This window comes from Synechococcus sp. PCC 6312 (assembly GCF_000316685.1).
Classification (GTDB): Bacteria; Cyanobacteriota; Cyanobacteriia; order Thermosynechococcales; family Thermosynechococcaceae; genus Pseudocalidococcus.
This window is the reverse complement of sequence record NC_019680.1, coordinates 1,555,365-1,575,630: the sequence shown is the minus strand read 5'-3', so window position 1 is coordinate 1,575,630 and position 20,266 is coordinate 1,555,365. Positions and strand designations below refer to the sequence as shown.

Below are 20,266 nucleotides of genomic sequence, written 5' to 3'. Positions count from 1 at the left end.
AGCAATCTTGGGCTGGGGAAATTTCTGAGTTCACTTAACCCAGCTGGTGTGGCAAGTGCTACCCTAGGGGCAAGTTTTGGGGATAGGTGGGATGGCAATTATTGCTCTACGGGCCTGGTATTTAGCGGAATATGAACCCTTAGAAACCATTGAACAACGCCCCCATGATTTACGCCTGAGTAAAAATAGCCTTTTAAAGACGGCATTGCGGGCAGATTTCCTGGATGATGCGGCGGCGGTTAAGGAATCCCTCTGGTTTCAACGCTACCTGCAAGGGGAACCTGTGGAATTTTATATTGAAGGGAGTGGTAGCTATTTAATTGCCAACATTGACCTGATTAGTCATGAAATCTACTTTGTTAAACAGGACACCCTCGCCCACTTGGAGCCAACGATTTTCTTTTGTTCCCAAACTGAATTGAGTGATTCTAGCGATCAATTACGCTGGGCAATCCAGGCCTGGTTAACGGAATTTAACCCCAAATCACGCTTAGAACTAACCTTAGTTGAATCCCATCGGCTCAGTGATGGCCCAATCCGGTTACAAAGTACATTGGCTGGGAAACTCCGCCGCAGTCTGGTTTTTATTGCCGATGTTAGCCCGATTAGTTATTTAGATACTCAACCCCCAGTTCTAATTCCCAGTCCCAAAGTCTCCGTAGAAGTGGGGTATGCCTTGCACTGTAAACACCAAGAACAAATTCTCCTAGCGCAGATGGAACGCCCCCAGTGGCCAGGCCAGTTTCCGGTGGATTTACCCAGTAGTCAACGCCTTTCGTTTGCGGATAGTGCTGAACTGGCCGAGTCCCTAACGCCTCTCTTATTAAAAGCTCTAGCACCGTTTAAGTTATTTCACTAAAATCCGGATTTAGTTTATGGGTGGTCAAAGTTATAGACAGAGCGTACATTCCTGATGCTTCCTAACCCCAATGGGAGGATTATGCACAGTTGTTCAAACAAACCTAAGTTAGGCATTGGCGAATGGGCCATGATGAAGACTGCTGAAATTTCTCCATGAATACCCACTAACCACTCATCAATATTGAAACGGGAGCCGGCCTGGCTGCGTTAACCCTAGGTCATGAATCCGATTCAGAACGTTGGGAAAGGGCTAAAAACCCCAGGCCTGGGATCGGTTTTGATTTTATGGTGGGATATGGGAGCAGCTTTGTGCTTAATACCCCAGATGGGTTACATCGTCCGGCTTTGTTCGACTAAGGCCACAGGTTCGGATTGAGGCACATCCTGGGATTGTCCGGCCATAAAGCTACTGAACTTCCCAGCCAAAAACGCGTCAACAGAAAACAAACCGGCCCCATTGAGCAGGAAGAAAAGGAACACAGCCGCGTAGAGCATGGAAAGTTCCAGGTAGGGAATACTGAAGCCAGCCACTAGGACATGGTGATACATGGCCACCAGCATTGTGCTGAATAATCCCAGGGCCGCTGGTCGGGCTAAAAATCCCAGGGCTAATAATGGAGCAGCAAGCAGTTCTGTAAAGGCGGCAACATAGCTAAAGAAAATTGGAAAGGGTAAACCAATCACCTCGACATAGGCGGCTGAAAAACTGTCAATATCGGCCAGCTTATCCAGGCCATTGTGAATCATCACCAGGCCCGCCACGATCCGTAAAATAGTCCAACCGGCCTGGGAACCGTAGCTGGGGGTAAACCGGGTTTGCAGGAGTGCGACTGACCAACGGCCAATTTGTTGCGAAATATTCATAAGTATTAAGAATCCTAAAGTTTTATAATTTTAATCTAGCAATTCCTAAGAAAAGTAACAAATCTATTCGCTGAGAATTTGGCAAGGCCTTGGGGAGGTCTCCAGTCAGAATTTTCCAGGGCCAAGCCTTAATCGGGACTGAGTTTGACCAGTTTTACAGCAGTCCTCTTAGCTGAGCTAAGGAAAAATTCAACCTTCATCCTGGCTCCTATTACCGTCTTGGAGTTGTATCTTCATCTTTTGTTTGTGAGTCAGACGGATAGGATGGGGTATTGCTGGAGTTGGGGCTTATCTCCCATCCCGTGGGCAACTCAACACTGACAGCACCGAAGCGATCATCACTAGGTCGGTAGGATAAAAGTTCTATGCCAATCGGTTCCCCAGTCGTTTGATCCTTGATTAAAATCACACCATCCCCGAGTTCTGTGGCAATTTGATTTTTAGAGGGTGGTTGCCAAAAAACAGTGAGTAATTCCATTTCGGGTTCATAATAAATTTTTACTCGTGTCACAAAATTTCTCCTTCTTTGATTGCATCCGTTTGGTAAGCCGTAATTAGAAATCCATCACCATTTAAGCGGCGGGCAACTGCAACAACCCAGCGTCTTTCTTTGAGGACAAGGTAAAATAACAGCACATTGGGATCGCTACTACTGCATCGAATTTGATCAGGTCTGGCCAGTGCTTGTTGAATTTCTAGTTCAAAATCAGCAATGTCAGGATGTTTGACAATCAGCTTTTCCCAATACTGTGCAGAAGTCCGAACTGTAAAGTTTAGGGGAGTGAGAACCTCAAATTTGCCCATGAGCCATCCCCGATGAATTTTGTCCGATGCAATATGGCTTATTTCAACGATAGATGAGACTACGGTGAAATGGGGATTTTGCGCCAAGTCTAAGGAATCACGGTAAAATTGCGGGGGTTTGGATTGTGGCTCCAGGGTTCTGATTTGGGAGGTTAGTGGCTTGGCAACAAAAGTAATCATTGTTCGGCACGGCGAAAGTACATTTAATGTCCAAGGCCGGGTACAAGGGCATGGAGACGCGTCCACGTTGACGGAGCGCGGGATTGCTGGAGCCAAGCAGGTGGGCCAGGCCTTGATCGGAATTGAATTTGACCACTTCTATAGCAGTCCCTTGCGCCGGGCCTATGAAACCGCCTTAGAAATTTCCGATCAATTAGAAATTTCCGATCAATTAGACGTGAAAGCCCCGGAAAAGACTGATTTACTCAAAGAGATTTTCTTGCCGGCCTGGGAAACGCTGAAGTTCGAGGAAGTCAAGGAAAAATACCCGGAAGCCTATCAGCATTGGCATAGCAGTCCCCAAGATTTGCAGATGGAGTACGAAACCGCCGAGGGTACTAAAACGGTTTATCCATTGCGGGATTTATTTGTCAAGGCCCAGGCCTTTTGGCAATTTATCTTAGAGAAACACCCAGAGCAAACGATTTTATTAGTGGGTCACAGTGGCATTAACCGCGCTTTAATTTGTACTGCCTTGGGCATGGGCTTAGAAGGCTATATCCGCCTGCAACAGGCCAACTGTGCGATTAATGTCTTGAATTTCCCTGGGGCCAGGGGTGAAGCCGCCCAACTGGAAAGTTTTAATATCACCAGTCATCTCGGCGATCCGTTTCCGACCCCGCGCTTTAAAGAGAAAACCTTACGCCTCTTGCTGGTGCGGCATGGAGAAACCGATTGGAATCGTCAGGGCCGGTTTCAAGGGCAAATTGATGTGCCGCTCAATGCGACGGGCCAAGAACAAGGTCAACAAGTGGCTCAATTTCTCCAAGATGTTCCATTCCAATTTGCGATTACCAGCCCGCTCTTGCGTCCCAAAGCCACGGCCGAAGCAATTTTACAGTTTCATCCCCAGATTGAATTGGGCTTAGAACCAGAACTGGCCGAAATTAGCCACGGGGCCTGGGAAGGAAAGTTAGAGCCAGAAGTCGAAGCGGAATATCCCGGTGAAATTGAACGCTGGCGGACGGTTCCCCATCAAGTCCAAATGCCCGCGGGTGAAAATCTCCAACAAGTCTGGGATCGGGCGATCCAGGCCTGGGACAAGATTATCGAAACTGCTAAAAATAATTCGGATTACAGTCAGCCCATTGTCGGGTTAGTCGTGGCCCATGATGCGATTAATAAGGTGATTCTCTGTCATGTGGCCGGCCTGGGGCCGGAGGAGTTTTGGCAGTTCAAGCAGGGGAATGGGGCGGTGAGTGTGATTGACTATCCGCTTGAGGGGGGAACACCGCGGCTACAGGCGATGAATATTACGACCCACTTGGGAGGCGTATTGGATCGAACCGCGGCCGGAGCATTGTAGATGAGAGACTTACCTGAATCCTATGTGCTGCAAGGGGTACGGATTATTGATCCAACTCAGCAGTGGGATTTTTGCGGCGATGTGTGGATTGAACAGGGTCAAATTCGGACAATTGAACGAGAATTAAGTGGGGTTGCGGCTGAGATTCCGAGAGTGCCGGGGGAGGGTTTGCTGATTGCCCCAGGCCTGGTGGATTTATACAGTCAAAGTGGTGAGCCGGGGTATGAACAACGGGAAACCTTAGAGTCGTTCATCCAAGCAGCCCAGGCCGGGGGATTTTGTCGGGTGGCTCTGTTACCGCTGACCAATCCGGTGTTGGATCATCCATCTGTTCTCAAGCAAATCCAGGCCAAGCTACCCACTAACTCACCCGTTCAACTGCATTTTTGGGGCGCGATTACCCAAGCGGCAAAGGGCGAAAAACTCACAGAACTCTACGAACTTGCCCAGGCCGGGGTGATTGGCTTTAGTGATGGTCGGCCCTTACAAAATTTGGGATTATTGCGCCGTAGTTTAGATTATCTCCAGGCCACAGAATTACCCATCATGCTCTGGCCCCAAAATCTGGATTTAGCCGGTCAGGGGGTGGCGCGAGAAAGTGTGGAAGCTCTGGCGTTGGGATTAACGGAACAACCAATCAGTGCTGAAACCACAGGCCTGGCCAGCGTTTTAGAACTCAGTCCTGAAATTCCTGTGCCGATCCATCTGATGCGAATTTCCACAGGTCGCAGTGTTGAACTCTTAGCCCAGGCCCAGAAAAATCCCATTACTGCCAGCGTGTCCTGGTTACATTTGCTCAAGAATACAACCGACTTAGCCACCTACGACCCCAATCTGAGACTTGAACCACCTTTAGGCACACCCGCGGATCAAGATGCGCTGATTGCTGGGATTAAATCAGGAGTAATTACTGCCATTGCCGTGGATCATCGCCCGCGTACCTATGAAGAAAAAATGATTTCCTTTGCTGAGGCGTTACCGGGAGCCATTGGCCTGGAGTTGGCGTTACCGATTTTATGGCAAGAATTAGTCGTGACTGAGAAGTTAACCGCCTTAGAACTATGGCGCGCCCTGAGTCAAAAACCGGCCGAAATTTTGCAGCAATCACCACCCACCTTGGGATCTGGGAGTCAGGAGTGGATATTATTTGATCCAAACCAGGCCTGGAGCGTTAACCCCGAAAATCTTTGTTCCCAATCTCACAACACCTCCTATCTTGGGCAAACCATTTCCGGCCGGATCGTTGGGGAATTGTAGTCATGGCAGCAGTCATTCCAGGCCGATTTACAGCGGATACCCAGCAGGGCGTTGTCGTTTTCCTAATTGGGATGCGGGTGAATCGGTTTTGGGCCTTTTCCAAGTGGATTCCGACGGCCAGGGCAATGGGGCCGATGTTGAAGGTGTTATATGAATTTCCCGAAAAAGGCTTTTTAGGTCAGGAGTCATTTTTTCGGCTGTTCCCCCCAGAAATTGTTTTAATTTCCTATTGGCGTTCCTTTGAGCATCTGGAGCAGTTTGCCCGCAATAGGGATGATCCGCACCTCCAGGCCTGGCAGGATTTTAATCGCAACATTGGTAGTGATGGCAGTGTGGGCATTTGGCATGAAACCTATTGCATCCAACCGGAGCAAGCCGAAGCAATTTATGTGAATATGCCGATTTTTGGCCTGGCCAAGGCAACCGCCCATCGTCCTGTAACGGGATTTAAGGCAACGGCCCGGAATCGGCTGAGCCAAACAGAGACTGTGGATGACCCCCTTGGCTAGTGGTCTTCTTTCCATAGGGTTAGCCAATCATTCAAATCAAAATTTTGAAAGGTTCACGATGCGCTGAAAAGGCCTAATCTCCAGGCCTGGCTGTACTATGTAGAGGTGTAAATTAACTTTCTTGGTCGCGCGTTCCTATGCCTACCCTTGAGACCCGCACAGAACCAATGCTCATTAACATGGGCCCCCATCACCCTTCAATGCACGGGGTGTTGCGACTAATGGTGACCTTGGATGGGGAAAATGTGGTGGACTGCGAGCCGGTGATTGGCTATCTCCATCGGGGCATGGAAAAAATTGCCGAAAACCGCACCAATATCATGTTTATTCCCTACGTCAGTCGCTGGGACTATGCGGCCGGGATGTTCAACGAAGCCATTACCGTTAATGCCCCGGAAAAATTGGCTAATATTGCCGTCCCCAAGCGGGCCAGTTATATCCGGGTGATCATGCTGGAACTAAACCGGATTGCCAATCACCTCCTCTGGCTGGGGCCATTCTTAGCGGATGTGGGCGCGCAAACTCCTTTCTTCTATATTTTTCGGGAACGGGAACTCATTTACGACCTGTTTGAAGCCGCAACCGGAATGCGATTCATCAATAACAACTACTTCCGCATGGGGGGTGTGGCAGCCGACCTAACCTATGGTTGGGTAACCAAATGCCAAGACTTCTGTGACTATTTCCTCCCCAAAGTTGATGAATACGAGCGTCTGATTACCAACAACCCGATCTTTATCCGCCGCCTCCAAGGCATGGGAACCATTACCCGTGAAGAAGCCATTAACTGGGGCTTGTCGGGGCCGATGTTGCGGGGGTCTGGGGTGAACTGGGATCTTCGCCGTGTTGATCACTATGAATGCTATGACGACTTTGATTGGGAAGTTATCACCGAACCGGATGGGGATTGTATTGCTCGCTATCTTGTCCGAATTCGGGAAATGCGGGAATCCACCAAAATTATTCTCCAGGCCCTAAAAGGACTGCCTGGCGGCCCCTACGAAAACCTAGAAGCCAAACGGATGGTGGAAGGAGCAAAATCGGAATGGAATGGCTTTGACTATCAATACATGGGCAAGAAGCTGGCTCCTACCTTCAAAATCCCCAAAGGTGAGCATTATGTCCGGGTTGAATCGGGCAAAGGGGAGTTAGGGATTTACCTAATTGGCGATGATAATATCTTCCCGTGGCGTTGGAAGATTCGTCCACCGGATTTCAATAATTTGCAGGTTTTGCCCCAACTGGTTAAAGGCACTAAAGTCGCTGATATTGTCGCTATTTTGGGCAGTATTGACGTGATTATGGGGTCTGTGGATCGTTAGCTCTACATTTAAGCAGCAAGAGCATTTGCTAAATCGAACAATTTATAACTTTGGACAGGGTGACGGAGCTTGCTTGGGATCACTGTGAAGACAGGGTTGCTGGGCAGCTTCTTCCTCTGTAAAGGGGAGTGGCATCTGACCAAAGACCATGGCACAACTTAAATCCTGAAAATCTGGGGTCATCGTCAGGGGAATCCCAAACTGTTCTGTAAAAAATTTTTGGGTCGGCAATTTACACAGATTCACACACATCCCAACACAGCCACTTTCTTCGAGATAGCGACATTTCTTAATTTGTACCCGGCTTCTTTGCCAACGGAAAGCCTGATCCGGCCCGGCCACAAGGGTAGATTGCCATTCACAGGGGCCAACCAGCCATTGAAAGAGACGGGTCGCAAACCAGGCATTGAGTTCACAGACTAAAGGGGCAGGCGAAAAAAAGTTCCGAATCCCCCAAAGAACCCAACGGGGAATGACAGAGGCCAAGACTTCGGCAATCAGAGCTTGTTGTTCTTGGGCCGTCCGTCCCTGCATCACTTGTTGGGATAGCCAGACAAAATTGGCATAGGTCGGGGAGGGTGGAGTGAGATCTAAGGCCTGGGCAATTTTACGGTTAATTAAACCAAGGGCCAGCCGATCAAAGGCATTATCGGTATAAATGGCAGCGGGTTGAGCAAGCTTTTTCAAGGTAGATTTCGAGCAGGGTGATAAATAGCAATATTCTCGATTAGGCAGGAGACTCTACCTATTCATCCTAACGTTTATTCCCAATGCCCCTAAAACCCACCCCAACTATGAACGGAGCCAACGGGTTTCCCCGCCTTTTTGATCAATCAATTTAATTCCCAAGGTACCAAGATAGTCCCGAATCCGATCCGACTCAGCAAAGTTCTTGGCTTGTTTGGCCTGTTGGCGTTGGTGAATCAGGGTTTCAATTTCGGCATCAGTGATTATTGGCTCTGGTTCAGGTTCGGCACTGTTGGGTGTTACCTCCAGGCCCAGGATTGCGGCTAATTTCACTAGGCTGTGCCATTGTTGCCAAAGATGATCGCGGGGTTGATCGCTAGAGCCAGTGTGGCGAATTTGATTATGCTGACGTTGGAGATTTTTAGCTAGGTCAAATAAAACTGCCAGGGCTGCCGGAGTGTTCAGGTCATCATCCATACTGGCCTGGAACGCGGTTTTTAATTCAGGCTCGATGGGCAAAGGGTCTAAATCTGTAAACAAATCCTGATGAGTCCAGCCAAATTCCAGGCCCTCCTGCAAGGTTTGCCAGCCGTGAGTGGCCGCATCCAGAGCAAGGGGCGTGAAATCGAGGGGTTTGCGATATTGGGCCTGGAGAATAAAGAGACGCACAGCCATTGGATCAATTCCCGAATCTAGCAACGCTCGAATGGTCGTGAAATTGCCCAAGGACTTAGACATTTTCTCGGTATTGATCGTGACAAAGCCGTTATGGAGCCAGTAATTCGCCAAGGTCGTTTGGGTTGCGGCTTCCGATTGGGCAATTTCGTTTTCATGATGGGGAAAAATTAAGTCCATTCCGCCTGCATGAATATCAATTGTGCCGCCAAAGGCCTCGGATACCATTGCCGAACATTCAATATGCCACCCTGGCCGGCCCAGTCCCCAAGGAGAGTCCCACGGTTCATAAACAGTCATTTCCTCTGGTTTGGCAGCTTTCCAAAGAGCAAAGTCCAAGGGGTGACGCTTTTTTTGCTCCATTTCTACAACTCGGCCACTGGCCCCCGCACTCATTTGTTCTAGATGCCGCCCGGAGAGTTTGCCATAGCTGGGAAATTTCTCCACTGCATAATAGACATCTCCCTGGACTGGATAGGCATAACCTTGGGCCACAAGCTCCTGAATTAACTCAATAATTCTCGGCATGACCGCAGTAGCCTGGGGGTAGTGATCGGCGGGGCGAATATTGAGGCGGGCCATGTCGGTGTGGTAGGCCTGGATGTATCGCTGGACGATCTCCGTAACCGTTATGTTTTCCTGTTGGGCCCGATTAATAATTTTGTCGTCAATATCGGTAAAGTTTTGGACATAGGTCACGCCATAGCCCAAGAATGCTAAATATCGCCGGAGAATATCCCAGGCCAGGTAAGAGCGGGCATGGCCCAGATGGCAATAATCATAAACAGTGACTCCACAGGCATAGATCGTTACCCGGCCGGGTTGGAGGGGGTGAAAGGGCTGGAGTTGCCGAGTGAGCGTGTTGTATAGCTGCAATGCCATGGGAAATAATAACCAAGAACTAGCTCAAGATTAATAGGTTTATTGACAAACCCTTTTTCCATCCTAATATTGATCCTGTCAAAAAGCCGATGGTTTCTCTTCAGCCAAGTCTCTCAGTTGTTTCATGACTGTGGGTAAAACTTTTTTGAAGTTGCGGCCGATAATTAACCCAAAAACTCCCGATAATAGCTCGGAAAACTCAATCTGATGCGTAAAGGTCGTTAAATTACTATTTGTTTGAACGTATCGAAATATCCATAACCAACATAAAGGTAAGCGAACTGTCAATTCATAGCTTTTCGGGGGTTGAAATTTTGTAATCACAAAAACTGACGTTGGGCCAACCTTGGAGATTAAGCTCCCTTGAGTTCCTAACTTAAACTCTCCTGTGATCTCAACCTTAATTAACTCGGTATCCCATGCCGGCCAGGTTGTTATATCTATCCAATAGTGCCAAATTCTCTCTGGAGGGGCAACAGTAGTCTGAGTATGGGTAAATTTCATGGATCCTGTTGGCCCAGAGCAGCAATTCCCCAAAAGATAACATGAGGATCCAGATGACAGGGTAGGCTAAGATACTTGGGTTGAAATTGTAATAGCCCCGCTTTTAAGAATTCTCCATCACCGCCCGTAAAAGTTACCTGACTTGTTGGATACTCTTGTAACCAATCTTGAATAAATCGGTCAAGTCCACTTAAAACTGTCCAAAAAATTCCCGCTTGGATGGCAGAGGGCGTATCATTGCCCCAGAGTGGAGGTATCGTCTCCCAATTAAAATTAAGGCTACTGAGGGCGGCGGTTTGAGTTTCTAAGGATTTGGCCATTAAGCCCAGGCCTGGTAAAATCAGCCCTCCTTGAAATTGTTGTGTGGCATCTACACCAGTGATGGTTAAGGCCGTGCCGCCATCAATGAGTAAAACCGGCCAACCATAGGTTACTCCGGCTCCCCAGGCCCCTAAAGCCCGATCTACCCCCAACGTTGGATAACAATTTTGTAAGGGAACATCAGCTAAGTTTAATAAATGTAAGTGGGGATAATCGAGCCATTTTTTAGTTTCTTGGGGAACAACACTCGCTAACCACAACTCAGGCCATTGGTGAGAATGAGGATCAAGAAGATAGTCTGTATTTTGGGAATATAACGGTTGAAAAGTTTTGGAGAGTTGATTGATTTCTTTCCACGTTTTAATAAGTTTGCGTCCTCTAAATATTGCCCAATAATGATGGGTATTGCCTATGCTGAGAGCTAACCATCGATTATTGAGATTCATAGCGTATTTGTCATTGTCTTATGAACTTAAAATTGAAATAAATCTAGGGTTAAAAATACATTCAGTTTTGATATATATTCTCTTTTTTCTGATTATAACTGCACCTTCAAGTGTTTAATTAAACGGGTATTATTCTATTGCCTTATCAGATTTAAAATTACCAGAATCATAGTAAAAATAGGTGAAGTAACGGGATATTGCCAATCATCAAGTATTGTTGCACGACAGGGGAGGATCGGCAGTCAGATTCCCGAAAGCAGTTATGGTTTTAAGTAGTTTAATCGCAAGCGAGACATCAGCGATGAAGTTGGCGTATTGGATGTATGCAGGCCCGGCCCACATTGGCACCTTACGAATTGCCAGTTCGTTCAAAAATGTTCACGGAATTATGCACGCGCCCATTGGTGATGATTATTTCAACGTCATGCGCTCGATGCTGGAACGGGAGCGAAACTTTACCCCAGTTACCACCAGCGTTGTGGATCGCCATGTCCTCTCTCGCGGTTCCCAAGAAAAGGTTGTGGATAACATCACCCGTAAAGATAGCGAAGAACACCCCGACCTCATTGTCCTCACCCCCACCTGCACCTCCAGCATCCTCCAAGAAGATTTAGAGAATTTTGTCGAGCGGGCCTCCCAAACTACGGTGTCCGATGTCATTTTGGCTGATGTCAATCACTACCGCGTTAATGAACTCCAGGCAGCGGATCGGACGCTTGAACAAATTATTCAGTTCTATATTGCCAAAGCCCGCAAAAATGGCGATCTCGTTACAGCAAAAACTCCCGAACCCTCCGTGAATATCCTCGGGCCAACCACCCTTGGGTTTCATAATCAGCACGATGTCCGAGAATTACGGAAACTGATGGCTGACTTGGGGATTACAATCAACGCGGTGATCCCGGATGGAGCTTCTGTCAATGATCTGAAAACTCTCCCCCAGGCCTGGTTTAATTTAGTTCCTTATCGGGAAATTGGCCCCTTGACGGCCCGTTATTTACAACAGGAATTTAATCAACCCTTTGTGGACATTACGCCGATGGGGGTGGTGGAAACGGCCCGCTGTATTCGCCAGATTCAAACCCTCCTCAACCAACAGGGAGCCACTGTCAATTACGAAGACTTTATCCAGTCCCAAACTCTCCATGTTTCCCAGGCCGCCTGGTTTTCCCGCTCCATTGACTGTCAGAATTTAACGGGTAAAAAGGCCGTTGTCTTTGGGGATAATACCCACGCTGCTGCCATTACGAAAATCCTCAGTCGGGAAATGGGCATTCACGTGGCCTGGGCCGGAACCTATTGTAAATACGATGGGGATTGGTTCCGGGAGCAGGTGAAAGACTTCTGTGATGAGGTGATTATTACCGATGATCATGGGGCGATTGGGGATGCAATTGCCAGGGTTGAACCCGCCGCGATTTTTGGCACTCAGATGGAACGTCATGTTGGCAAACGCTTAGATACGCCCTGTGGTGTGATTGCTGCCCCGATTCACATTCAAAACTTCCCGATTGGCTACAAACCGTTTCTCGGCTATGAAGGCAGTAATCAGATTGTGGATTTAATCTACAACTCCTTTACCTTGGGGATGGAAGATCATCTCCTAGAAATCTTTGGCGGTCACGATACCAAGGAAGTGATTCACAAGGGCATCTCTGCCGATTCGGATCTCAATTGGACCAGCGATGGCCTGGCAGAACTGAATAAAATTCCGGGCTTTGTCCGCAGCAAGGTCAAACGTAATACGGAAAAATTTGCCCGTGAGCGGAATATTAGCCACATTAATGTGGAAGTCCTTTACGCAGCAAAAGAAGCGGTGGGAGCTTAAAAATTGGGGTGGAAAGGCGAGGGTCTTTCATCGTCCTCAGGGCGGCAGCTTTGGCTTGATTGCCATGGACTGAGGTCAACCTTCGCAGAACTAACTCGTCTCCATCCAATCAAAAATTTGATCCAGTTGCTCAATGGAAACCAGGCCATATTTCCACAAGACCACGGGCAATAAATTAATTTTCTCGTCACAATGCTTCAGACCAAGGGCGATGGAAGAACTAGGTAGGGCCATTTCTCCTTGCAGATATTCAATGAGTTGTTTCCAACGGGGGGATTGCATCGCTAAAACGCCAATGGAATTATTTAAGGTTGCCACATTACCCCTTAACCTTAACGGCTATTCTGAGAAAATGCAACACTTCTTTACAAAAGGTGGGGACTTGTTTATATTCCTGAATGGGGAATTGTTTTATCTTGCTCTTTGGCGCACTGGGCTGTCATCCTCCAACTGGGCTAGGCTAAGGGCAAACAACCGCAACGTTAGATTAATTAATTAAAAGTGCAGGAAAAAAATGGTGAGTCTTTGCTTAACCTGGTTAGACCTGAACTCCTGGCTGGTGGAATTGGACAATCAGCGCATCCTCATTGATCCCTGGCTCGTGGGGCCGATGACCTTTGGCTTACCGGCCTGGTTATTACAGTTCACCCGACTCACCTCCAGGCCCTGCCCTGAAAGGATAGACCTAATTTTACTTTCCCAGGGTTTACCCGATCACACCCATGCCCCCAGCTTGCAACAGTTAGACCCCCAAATCCCCCTCCTTTGCCCCCCCAGTGCCTCAGAAATTGTCCAAAAACTCGGATTTCAACAGGTTACAGTTCTAGATCATGGGGACAGGTACTCCTTAGGTGAGATTCACGTTCACGCGACCCTCGGCTCGCCCATTGGGCCACTCCGGCAAGAAAATGGCTATGTCCTCAAATCCCAGGCCTCCGGTTGCTCTCTCTATTACGAACCCCACGGCTACCATGATCCGGCTTTAAGCAACTTTGCTCCTATTGATGTGGTGATTACGCCCATTAGTGATGTCAATCTACCGCTGCTGGGAACAATTATTGCCGGGAAAAGCCATGGTTTGGAGTTAGTGACTGCGGTAAACCCCCAAGTGATTGTCCCCACAGCCCAACCTGGCGAGATTCAAGCTACGGGGCTGCTAGCGAGGTTACTCCATGCCTTGGACATGAGCGAAACCTTAGAAACAGCTCTCGCCCAATTCGCCCACCCGCCTCAGGTTCTGCACCTCAGCCCCGGCCAACGTCATGAAATATCCTTAAAGCCAAGTCCTGCATTGATCTAGGCATGATTGAGTCCCGTTATATTCTTGGCACAAGGGTAGATGTCACCACCTATGACCAGGCCTGGGAGATATTCGGAACTTGGATCGCCCAAGAACAATGGGGCTATGTGGTGGCGGCTAATGTCCATGTCGTGATGTCCGGGGTTTGGCATCGCGCCTTCCAGAGGGTTGTGAATCAAGCGGCACTGGTGACGGCCGATGGAATGCCCTTGGTTTGGGCCTTAAAAGCCTTGGGAGTCAAAAATCCCCAGCGAGTCTATGGGCCGGATTTAATGTTAGCGGGCTGTGCTTGGGCTGCCAAAAATGGAACAGCGATTTATCTCTATGGCAGTGACGAAAATGGCTTAAGTCAACTCCAGGCCCAGGTATCACACCAATTCCCCTCCTTGATCATTGCTGGTAGCCATGCCCCGCCCTTCCAAACCCGATTTCCAGCCAACGATCTAGCCTTAATCCAAGACTGTCAAAGAATTGCGGCCTCAGGAGCCAAAATTGTTTTTGTCGGGTTGGGATGTCCAAAGCAGGAGTATTGGCTGGCGGATTATGCCCCTTTGATTCCGGCAATTGTTCTGGGAGTTGGGGCCGCGTTTGCGTTTCACAGTGGTCAAGTCAAACAGGCTCCCCGCTGGATGATGGGCCGAGGCCTGGAGTGGCTGTTTCGCCTAATTCAAGAACCTCGACGTTTATGGCAACGATATTTATTCAATAACCCGCTGTTTCTAATCCTCCTGGCCTGGCAGTTACTACGGGAAAATCGTCAATAAATCCATAGCTGGTCTGGGGTGTCACTGTACCTGAGATCACAAGATAAATTGAGATGCAGCGACTATTCCAACTGTTAAGCCCCCGTTCAATACCCTAGACAGGCCTGGAATCGGCTTCAATATTTTGACTCTATCGCGTTACGCAGACTGTTCCGAGAGAGTAGAAATCTTAAAAAGACTGCCCATCAAGCATGTTCTGACTTGTGCCAATAAGTGCCCTAAATGAGTAACGCTATAGTTCTAACCTCGATTTGCTACAGATGATTCAGGAGCGGTTACGGCTTGTTGAGCCTCAGCCATGGCCTGGAGCACGACCCCCGGATTCACCAGTTGCCCTTGATGGCGTAATGTCCAATGTAGGTGTGGCCCCGTTGTCCGGCCCGTCATGCCTACCCGCCCAATCCGCATCCCGGTCGCTAAGGTCTGTCCCTGCCAAATTTCTACACCCCCAGCCCGATCCACCATGACTCGCCCCCGTGGTTCTATTTCTACCTGTCCTTTCATGTGGCAATAGACGTGCTGCCAGGCCCCAGATTGTACCCGCACCAAGGTTCCACAGGCCGTATCATCAGAAACCTCAATCACTTTTCCGGCCCACCAATTGCGAATGTAACTACCCTCAGGCGCGGCAAAATCCAGCCCATTGTGAAACTCAGTCCCATACCCTCCAGTCGGCGAGGCCCGATAGCCAAAGGGCGAGGAATAGGTTTGAAAATTCTCCACCGGGAAAGACCCCAGTTCCCACCCGAGGCCAGTTAAATCTTGCGCCACTGAAGGCAGGAGCAGCCCTGGTTTAACCAGCATGAGCATGAGCAGTCCCACAACCATTAGCCCCAAACTTAACGGCCTAACTCGCACTCGAAACCCACCTATCTTGGCCATAACCACTTAACCCAGGACTCTCATTCTCATCAAACTTTCTGACTGAGGTCACTAGTCATGCAAATCTTGACTCAGGCCTGGGGAATTTGTTCTCTAAATGCGGGTTGAATTCGATCCCCAAACCCAAGAATGTGTCGGCGATTTCTTTCTGGTTAAGATACCAACGTTAGCTGACCCGGAGGGAAACTTTGAAATTATAATCCGGCAACATCTCATGGTAGAAGGCTTCTAAGGCATCCACATTGTGACTAAGGCTATATTTTTCCACGACCCGTTGACGCGCCTTTTGCCCCAGCATCGGAATCATTTCTGGATGTTGATGAAACAGGGGCAGCAGGGTTTGCAGTTGGGACTTGACATACTGAGGATTCAAAATTATTCCAGCCCCGTCTAAGACCTCCCCATCCGCGCCCACATCGGTTGCTAAACAGGCCAGACCACAGGCCATCCCCTCCAACAACGATAGAGACAACCCCTCGACAAAGGAGGGCAAAATAAAGACATCCGCCCCGCGCAGGAGTTCAATCCGCCGTTGTTCATCCAAAATCGTTCCCAACCACAGCACATTTTGCTCTGGCCCATAGGTTGAAATCAACGAAGACATCAGGGAGCCCCCCCCGACCATTAACAATTTGCAATTCGCTGGCAATTTGGCTTTACACCAGGCCCGCAATAGGGATTCAACATTTTTCTCAATCGCAATGCGCCCTTGGTAAATATAAATCCGCTCGGCGTTGTACTCTTGTTTAGCCCGAGAGGGGCCAGGAGAATATTTTTGAATATCTACCCCATTGGGAATCACGACCACTCGCTGGGGCGGCACACCTAACCGAATCAATAACTCCCGTTGGGGCTGGGAAAAAATAATGATCCGGTCATAATGGGCTAAAAACGGGGCATACAACTGGTACATCACCAATTGGGTTCCCGAGGACAGGTTCCGATATTTGTCGCTATAGGCCGGATGAAAGGTGGCTACCAGGGGAATCCCCAATTCTTCGCAAATTTCTGGCAATAAAAAATCCAGCGGCGATAGGGTCAAGGAGGCATGGACAATATCGGGTTGTAATTGCCGCAGTGAAGAAGCTAAGACTTTACTGGCCCGTAAGGAGGGAATCGTATACACCTGGGACTTATATAAGCAGGGGAGGGGGACTTCTTGCCCATCGCCAGGATGAAGGGGCCGGTCTAGGGCTTCACTCTCCGTGTCCTGAACAAAATGGAGAAAGCTGACCTGATGCCCGCGATCTTGCAGCGCGTTCGTAATTTCCCGGCTATAGGTGACATTGCCACAGGGGGGAGATTTTTTACCAAGCCAAGCAATATGAAGAGCCAAGGAATTTCGCTGGATGTGAACGGGATGCCTCAAGATTATCCCAAATCTATGGGCCGATATCAGAATTGTTGACGGGGCTGAGGAGCAAGTGTCTCTCACAGGCAGACGGATTCCCACGGACAAGCATGAGCAGGTCGGGAATGCCCCCAAACTTGTTAACCCCGTTATAGCTTTTCCTTAACCTCAGATTGTTAGATTTCCTGTGGGCTTCCACAGCTATTAAGACGGTTCTACAGCCGAGGCAGGCCTGGGGGATGAATGGCACAGCTTCAAGAACTGACTAGTCGGATGAATCAGCATTTAACACCGCAATCCACCTTGAATGTGCTTCCTACCCATGGCAGTTGTTTCACAGGTGATGTGATCGGGCAATCAATTCTGGAGCAGTTCCAGGCCCAACCCGAACTCCCTGGAGTGATCATCCTCGAAAACGACAAACCCCTGGCTCTTATCCCCCAGGCCAAGTTCTATGCCCGCCTGAATCAACCCTTTGGCCGGGAACTTTATCTCAAGCGTCCAATCCGGATTCTCCTGGAGGGCAGTGAGCTAGAGACATTCCCTCTGGTTTTGCCGGATAGTTGCCCAATTATCACCGCAGTTACGACAGCTTTATCTCAAAACAGTGAATTTGTGTATGACCCGATTATCCTGGAAGCGGCGGGGGATTATGTGCTCTTGAGTTGCCATACTCTTCTCTTAGCCCAGGCCCAGATTCTCCAGCAAATTCACCGCTTTATGGCCCAGCAAGAGGATGAGAAACAACAATTGACCCAGGCCCTCACCGCCGCCCAAGCCCAAGCCGAAACCTATGCCCAGCAATTGGCCCAAAGCCAGATCGACAACCACCACCACCAGGAAATCCTTGAACATCAAAATCAGGAATTGCGGGCCCAGGCCAAGGAAATCAGCCGGATGAATCAACAGCTATTGGGAATGGGGCAACTGGTTTCCCAGGAAAGTCAACAGGCGATGCAAGGAACCATAACCTCTGCCAATAACTTGATGCGGGAATTTAATCAGGTGTTGCGCTTAGGTGGAGTTTTAGATCAAGAACTGGAAATTATCGATGGGGCCAGCATTGAGATTGAACATATTAGCCGCCAAGTCAAGCATTTAGCCTTGCAAGCCAGTTTGATTATTGGGCGGGCGGGTGGGCAGTTCAGTGCCTTTGATTTTATTACAACAGAAATTAACAAATTGGGTGAGCAATGCGTCCATGCCAACCAACAAATTGTCGGGATTGCGCAACGATTTCGCCAACGCATCCCAGAGGTGATTCAAGCTGCCCAGACCGGGGAAGCCACCGCCCGCGACCTGATTCAGCACACACGCCCCGCAGAACTGGCCTGGAATCAGTTTGGGAGTTTAGTAAAACAATGGGCAAACCCGACTTAAGGAACTGGGAGAGCCGTTAAGATCAAAAGGCTTTGCCTTCCAAATTGAGGCCAACTGGCTGTGGATAAACCAACCCAACCTATACCGGCGGCCGTGATGGCCTGGGGATTTTTAGCTCCGGCTTTGATTTTTCTAGGAATTTTTGTCTTTATCCCAATTCTTTACCTCGGAGTTTTAAGCTTTACGGGGGGCAGCTTTACCCGTTCCGGTGTCTATGGTGTCGGTTGGCAGAATTATCAACGCCTTTTCTTGAGTCCCGACTTCTGGCAAGTTTTAGGCAACACCGTTTATTTCACCATCGCCACGGTGATTCCTAGCCTCATTCTTCCCCTCCTAATTGCGGTGGGCTTAAATGGGCCAATTTGGGGCCGGACAACCCTAAGAACCGCCTATTTTTTACCTTCTGTGACTTCGATTGTGGCTGCCGGATTGGGGTTTCGCTGGCTCTTTCAAACTGATGGGCCGGTGAATGGGCTATTGGAACACTTCGGGGTAGAGGCAATTTCCTGGTTGGGGAGTACCACCTGGGCCATGCCCGTCTTAATCCTGTTGAGTATTTGGAAGCAACTGGGGTTTAATATGGTTGTTTTTCTGGCCGGCCTGCAAACCATTCCCCTCAGTCTCTATGAAGCCGCCCGTTTGGATGGGGCCGGGGCCTGGCAACAATTTCGCTATGTCACCCTCCCAGGCCTGCAACCCACCCTTGTCTTAACCGCAGTGACAACGACAATTTTCACCCTTCGCAGCTTTGAACAGGTCTATGTGGTGACGGGTGGCGGCCCCCTTAACTCAACAAATTTATTGGTCTATTACATCTATCAACAGGCCTTTGGGATGTTTGATTTTGGTTACGCGGCCGCGGCGGCCATGGTGTTACTCGTGGCTACCTTGGTGTTAATTTGGATCCAACTCAGAACCTGGCAACAATCCTAAGCCTAACGCGATGAAACTTGCCTTCACTAAAAACGACCTCTTGGGAGCAATCCTCACTGCTGGAGCTTTAGTGGTGGTGGCCTGGATGCAACAAGCCTCCCTAAAAACCCTCCAAACCCAGGCCCAGGAGTCCCTATCTCCAGAGGTCTATCAGCGGGAAGTGGCCCAACTGAAGCCGCAACTGGAAATTTTGGCGAAGATGCCCAGCTTTGGCTTTGATAATGTGATGGGGGACTGGAGCTTTCTCCAATTTCTGCAATATTTTGGCGATTGGCGGGCCCGCGATGTCACAGGCTACGATCTTTCTCCTAACTTTTTTCAAGTGACCGTTCCCCGCGACCCCAAATTTGTCCGGGCCTACGTGTTTCTCTCCACCTCCACCACCCTCTTCGCAGGACAACCCCAAATCACCGTAGATTTGATGACTCAAGGCTTAAAAAAACTCGACCCAAAAGTATTTGATCAGGCCTACTTAATTTGGGTTTACAAGGCCATTGACGAACTACTCTATCTTGGGAATCAAAAAGCCGCCCAGCACTCTTATGAGATGGCCGCCCAATGGGTCAGTCTCCAAAACACGGCAAAGGCCAAAGAGTCAGCCGCCTTTTATCAACGAATGGCAAACTTCCTCCGGACTAATCCCGACAGCAAGCAGGCCCAAATTAACTCTTGGCTGATGGTTCTGGGCAATGCTGTAACTGGACGCGGTCAACAGGCTGCCATTGAAAATCTCCGCCGCTTAGGGGTCAACGTCACCATTGATCCAGGGGGGAACGTTAAGGTCGAACCCTAGAACAGGTTAGGATACAAGTAAAATTCCCTTGCCCCCAGCCTTGTTTGGAGTGTTGATTCTATGCCGCCCCGTTGGCCCCGCAAACCCGACCCCCAGGATCCAGCCTATCGTCGTCTCGAAGACCGGATTAACTTTGCGGTCCATGTTGCTTTGTTTGCGGCCACCAATTCCGGAATTTGGTTTTTTGACATATTCCTAGATAAAAATTGGCCCTGGCCGGCCTGGTTAACGGGGATTTGGCTCCTAGGTTTACTCACCCACGCCCTGTATATCTTCAAGCTTTCGGACTACGGCACAACCCCAATGGAAAATAAACCCTAGATCATTGAGTTGCCTCGGCGAAAAATATGGCAATTCCCAGGCCAGGGACTAGACTAG

At 49.0% G+C, this 20,266-nt stretch carries 22 protein-coding genes; 12 read left to right on the top strand and 10 right to left on the bottom strand.

The window, feature by feature from the left end; genetic code table 11:
• The first annotated feature begins 91 nt into the window (after positions 1 to 91).
• A complete protein-coding gene (locus SYN6312_RS07690; protein ID WP_015124299.1) occupies positions 92 to 859 on the top strand; it encodes a hypothetical protein in 768 nt (255 codons plus the stop codon).
• Positions 860 to 1,191: 332 nt separating this feature from the next.
• Here SYN6312_RS07690 and SYN6312_RS07685 read toward each other — a convergent pair whose 3' ends face one another.
• The 3 genes from SYN6312_RS07685 to SYN6312_RS07675 form a co-directional block, all read right to left on the bottom strand.
• Entirely contained in the window at positions 1,192 to 1,725 is a 534-nt protein-coding gene (locus tag SYN6312_RS07685) for a DoxX family protein (RefSeq protein ID WP_015124298.1), read from the bottom strand.
• A 211-nt stretch (positions 1,726 to 1,936) separates the two neighbouring features.
• Positions 1,937 to 2,236: a hypothetical protein gene (locus tag SYN6312_RS07680; RefSeq protein ID WP_015124297.1), complete on the bottom strand. Its 300-nt coding sequence runs from the start codon at positions 2,234 to 2,236 to the stop codon at positions 1,937 to 1,939.
• Positions 2,233 to 2,529: a hypothetical protein gene (locus SYN6312_RS07675; RefSeq protein WP_015124296.1), complete on the bottom strand. Its 297-nt coding sequence runs from the start codon at positions 2,527 to 2,529 to the stop codon at positions 2,233 to 2,235. The genes SYN6312_RS07680 and SYN6312_RS07675 overlap by 4 nt, the downstream gene beginning before the upstream one ends.
• Before the next feature lie 160 nt (positions 2,530 to 2,689).
• On the opposite strand from SYN6312_RS07675, the gene SYN6312_RS07670 reads away from it, so the two are divergent.
• The 4 genes from SYN6312_RS07670 (at position 2,690) to SYN6312_RS07655 (ending at position 7,142) form a co-directional block, all read left to right on the top strand.
• Positions 2,690 to 4,054 carry a histidine phosphatase family protein gene (locus SYN6312_RS07670; RefSeq protein WP_015124295.1) on the top strand — a complete coding sequence of 455 codons (1,365 nt, stop codon included), beginning with the start codon at positions 2,690 to 2,692 and terminating at the stop codon, positions 4,052 to 4,054.
• Positions 4,055 to 5,311 carry a dihydroorotase gene (locus SYN6312_RS07665; protein WP_015124294.1) on the top strand — a complete coding sequence of 419 codons (1,257 nt, stop codon included), beginning with the start codon at positions 4,055 to 4,057 and terminating at the stop codon, positions 5,309 to 5,311.
• Positions 5,312 to 5,313: 2 nt separating this feature from the next.
• Complete coding sequence (locus tag SYN6312_RS07660) at positions 5,314 to 5,820, top strand: DUF4188 domain-containing protein (protein ID WP_015124293.1); 507 nt, start codon at positions 5,314 to 5,316, stop codon at positions 5,818 to 5,820.
• Between the two features lie 137 nt (positions 5,821 to 5,957).
• Positions 5,958 to 7,142, top strand: a complete 1,185-nt coding sequence (locus tag SYN6312_RS07655; protein WP_015124292.1) for an NAD(P)H-quinone oxidoreductase subunit H — start codon at positions 5,958 to 5,960, stop codon at positions 7,140 to 7,142.
• Between the two features lie 42 nt (positions 7,143 to 7,184).
• Here the strand turns inward: SYN6312_RS07655 and SYN6312_RS07650 are convergent, their stop codons facing one another.
• From SYN6312_RS07650 to SYN6312_RS07635, 4 genes are all read right to left on the bottom strand, one after another.
• Positions 7,185 to 7,829 carry a DUF4033 domain-containing protein gene (locus SYN6312_RS07650; protein ID WP_015124291.1) on the bottom strand — a complete coding sequence of 215 codons (645 nt, stop codon included), beginning with the start codon at positions 7,827 to 7,829 and terminating at the stop codon, positions 7,185 to 7,187.
• A 105-nt stretch (positions 7,830 to 7,934) separates the two neighbouring features.
• Complete coding sequence (cysS, locus tag SYN6312_RS07645; RefSeq protein ID WP_015124290.1) at positions 7,935 to 9,386, bottom strand: cysteine--tRNA ligase; 1,452 nt, start codon at positions 9,384 to 9,386, stop codon at positions 7,935 to 7,937.
• A gap of 78 nt (positions 9,387 to 9,464) precedes the next feature.
• The gene (locus SYN6312_RS07640; protein ID WP_015124289.1) at positions 9,465 to 9,890 is read right to left on the bottom strand and encodes an SRPBCC family protein; all 426 of its coding nucleotides are present in this window, start codon (positions 9,888 to 9,890) and stop codon (positions 9,465 to 9,467) included.
• Positions 9,887 to 10,657 carry a pantothenate kinase gene (locus SYN6312_RS07635; protein WP_015124288.1) on the bottom strand — a complete coding sequence of 257 codons (771 nt, stop codon included), beginning with the start codon at positions 10,655 to 10,657 and terminating at the stop codon, positions 9,887 to 9,889. The genes SYN6312_RS07640 and SYN6312_RS07635 overlap by 4 nt, the downstream gene beginning before the upstream one ends.
• Positions 10,658 to 10,958: 301 nt before the next feature.
• On the opposite strand from SYN6312_RS07635, the gene bchB reads away from it, so the two are divergent.
• Positions 10,959 to 12,485, top strand: coding sequence for a ferredoxin:protochlorophyllide reductase (ATP-dependent) subunit B (bchB, locus tag SYN6312_RS07630; protein WP_015124287.1), 1,527 nt, complete (start codon positions 10,959 to 10,961; stop codon positions 12,483 to 12,485).
• Between the two features lie 90 nt (positions 12,486 to 12,575).
• On the opposite strand, the gene SYN6312_RS07625 is transcribed toward bchB, so the two are convergent.
• Complete coding sequence (locus tag SYN6312_RS07625; RefSeq protein ID WP_015124286.1) at positions 12,576 to 12,803, bottom strand: DUF2949 domain-containing protein; 228 nt, start codon at positions 12,801 to 12,803, stop codon at positions 12,576 to 12,578.
• 196 nt (positions 12,804 to 12,999) lie between these two features.
• On the opposite strand from SYN6312_RS07625, the gene SYN6312_RS07620 reads away from it, so the two are divergent.
• Complete coding sequence (locus SYN6312_RS07620) at positions 13,000 to 13,785, top strand: MBL fold metallo-hydrolase (RefSeq protein ID WP_015124285.1); 786 nt, start codon at positions 13,000 to 13,002, stop codon at positions 13,783 to 13,785.
• Positions 13,786 to 13,787: 2 nt separating this feature from the next.
• The gene (locus SYN6312_RS07615) at positions 13,788 to 14,549 is read left to right on the top strand and encodes a WecB/TagA/CpsF family glycosyltransferase (RefSeq protein WP_015124284.1); all 762 of its coding nucleotides are present in this window, start codon (positions 13,788 to 13,790) and stop codon (positions 14,547 to 14,549) included.
• A gap of 240 nt (positions 14,550 to 14,789) precedes the next feature.
• Here the strand turns inward: SYN6312_RS07615 and SYN6312_RS07610 are convergent, their stop codons facing one another.
• A complete protein-coding gene (locus SYN6312_RS07610; protein ID WP_015124283.1) occupies positions 14,790 to 15,431 on the bottom strand; it encodes a M23 family metallopeptidase in 642 nt (213 codons plus the stop codon).
• Between the two features lie 166 nt (positions 15,432 to 15,597).
• Positions 15,598 to 16,800 (bottom strand): glycosyltransferase family 4 protein, encoded by a 1,203-nt coding sequence (locus SYN6312_RS07605; protein WP_015124282.1) that lies wholly within the window; start codon positions 16,798 to 16,800, stop codon positions 15,598 to 15,600.
• A 225-nt stretch (positions 16,801 to 17,025) separates the two neighbouring features.
• Here SYN6312_RS07605 and SYN6312_RS07600 point away from each other — a divergent pair, with 225 nt between their 5' ends.
• Genes SYN6312_RS07600 through SYN6312_RS07585 form a run of 4 tightly spaced genes read left to right on the top strand, consistent with a single transcriptional unit; the run spans position 17,026 to position 20,209 of the window.
• A complete protein-coding gene (locus SYN6312_RS07600; RefSeq protein ID WP_015124281.1) occupies positions 17,026 to 18,162 on the top strand; it encodes a hypothetical protein in 1,137 nt (378 codons plus the stop codon).
• 60 nt (positions 18,163 to 18,222) lie between these two features.
• Entirely contained in the window at positions 18,223 to 19,095 is an 873-nt protein-coding gene (locus tag SYN6312_RS07595; protein WP_015124280.1) for a carbohydrate ABC transporter permease, read from the top strand.
• A 10-nt stretch (positions 19,096 to 19,105) separates the two neighbouring features.
• Positions 19,106 to 19,888, top strand: coding sequence for a hypothetical protein (locus tag SYN6312_RS07590; protein ID WP_015124279.1), 783 nt, complete (start codon positions 19,106 to 19,108; stop codon positions 19,886 to 19,888).
• A 60-nt stretch (positions 19,889 to 19,948) separates the two neighbouring features.
• Positions 19,949 to 20,209 (top strand): 2TM domain-containing protein, encoded by a 261-nt coding sequence (locus tag SYN6312_RS07585; protein WP_015124278.1) that lies wholly within the window; start codon positions 19,949 to 19,951, stop codon positions 20,207 to 20,209.
• The last annotated feature ends 57 nt before the right edge of the window (positions 20,210 to 20,266 follow it).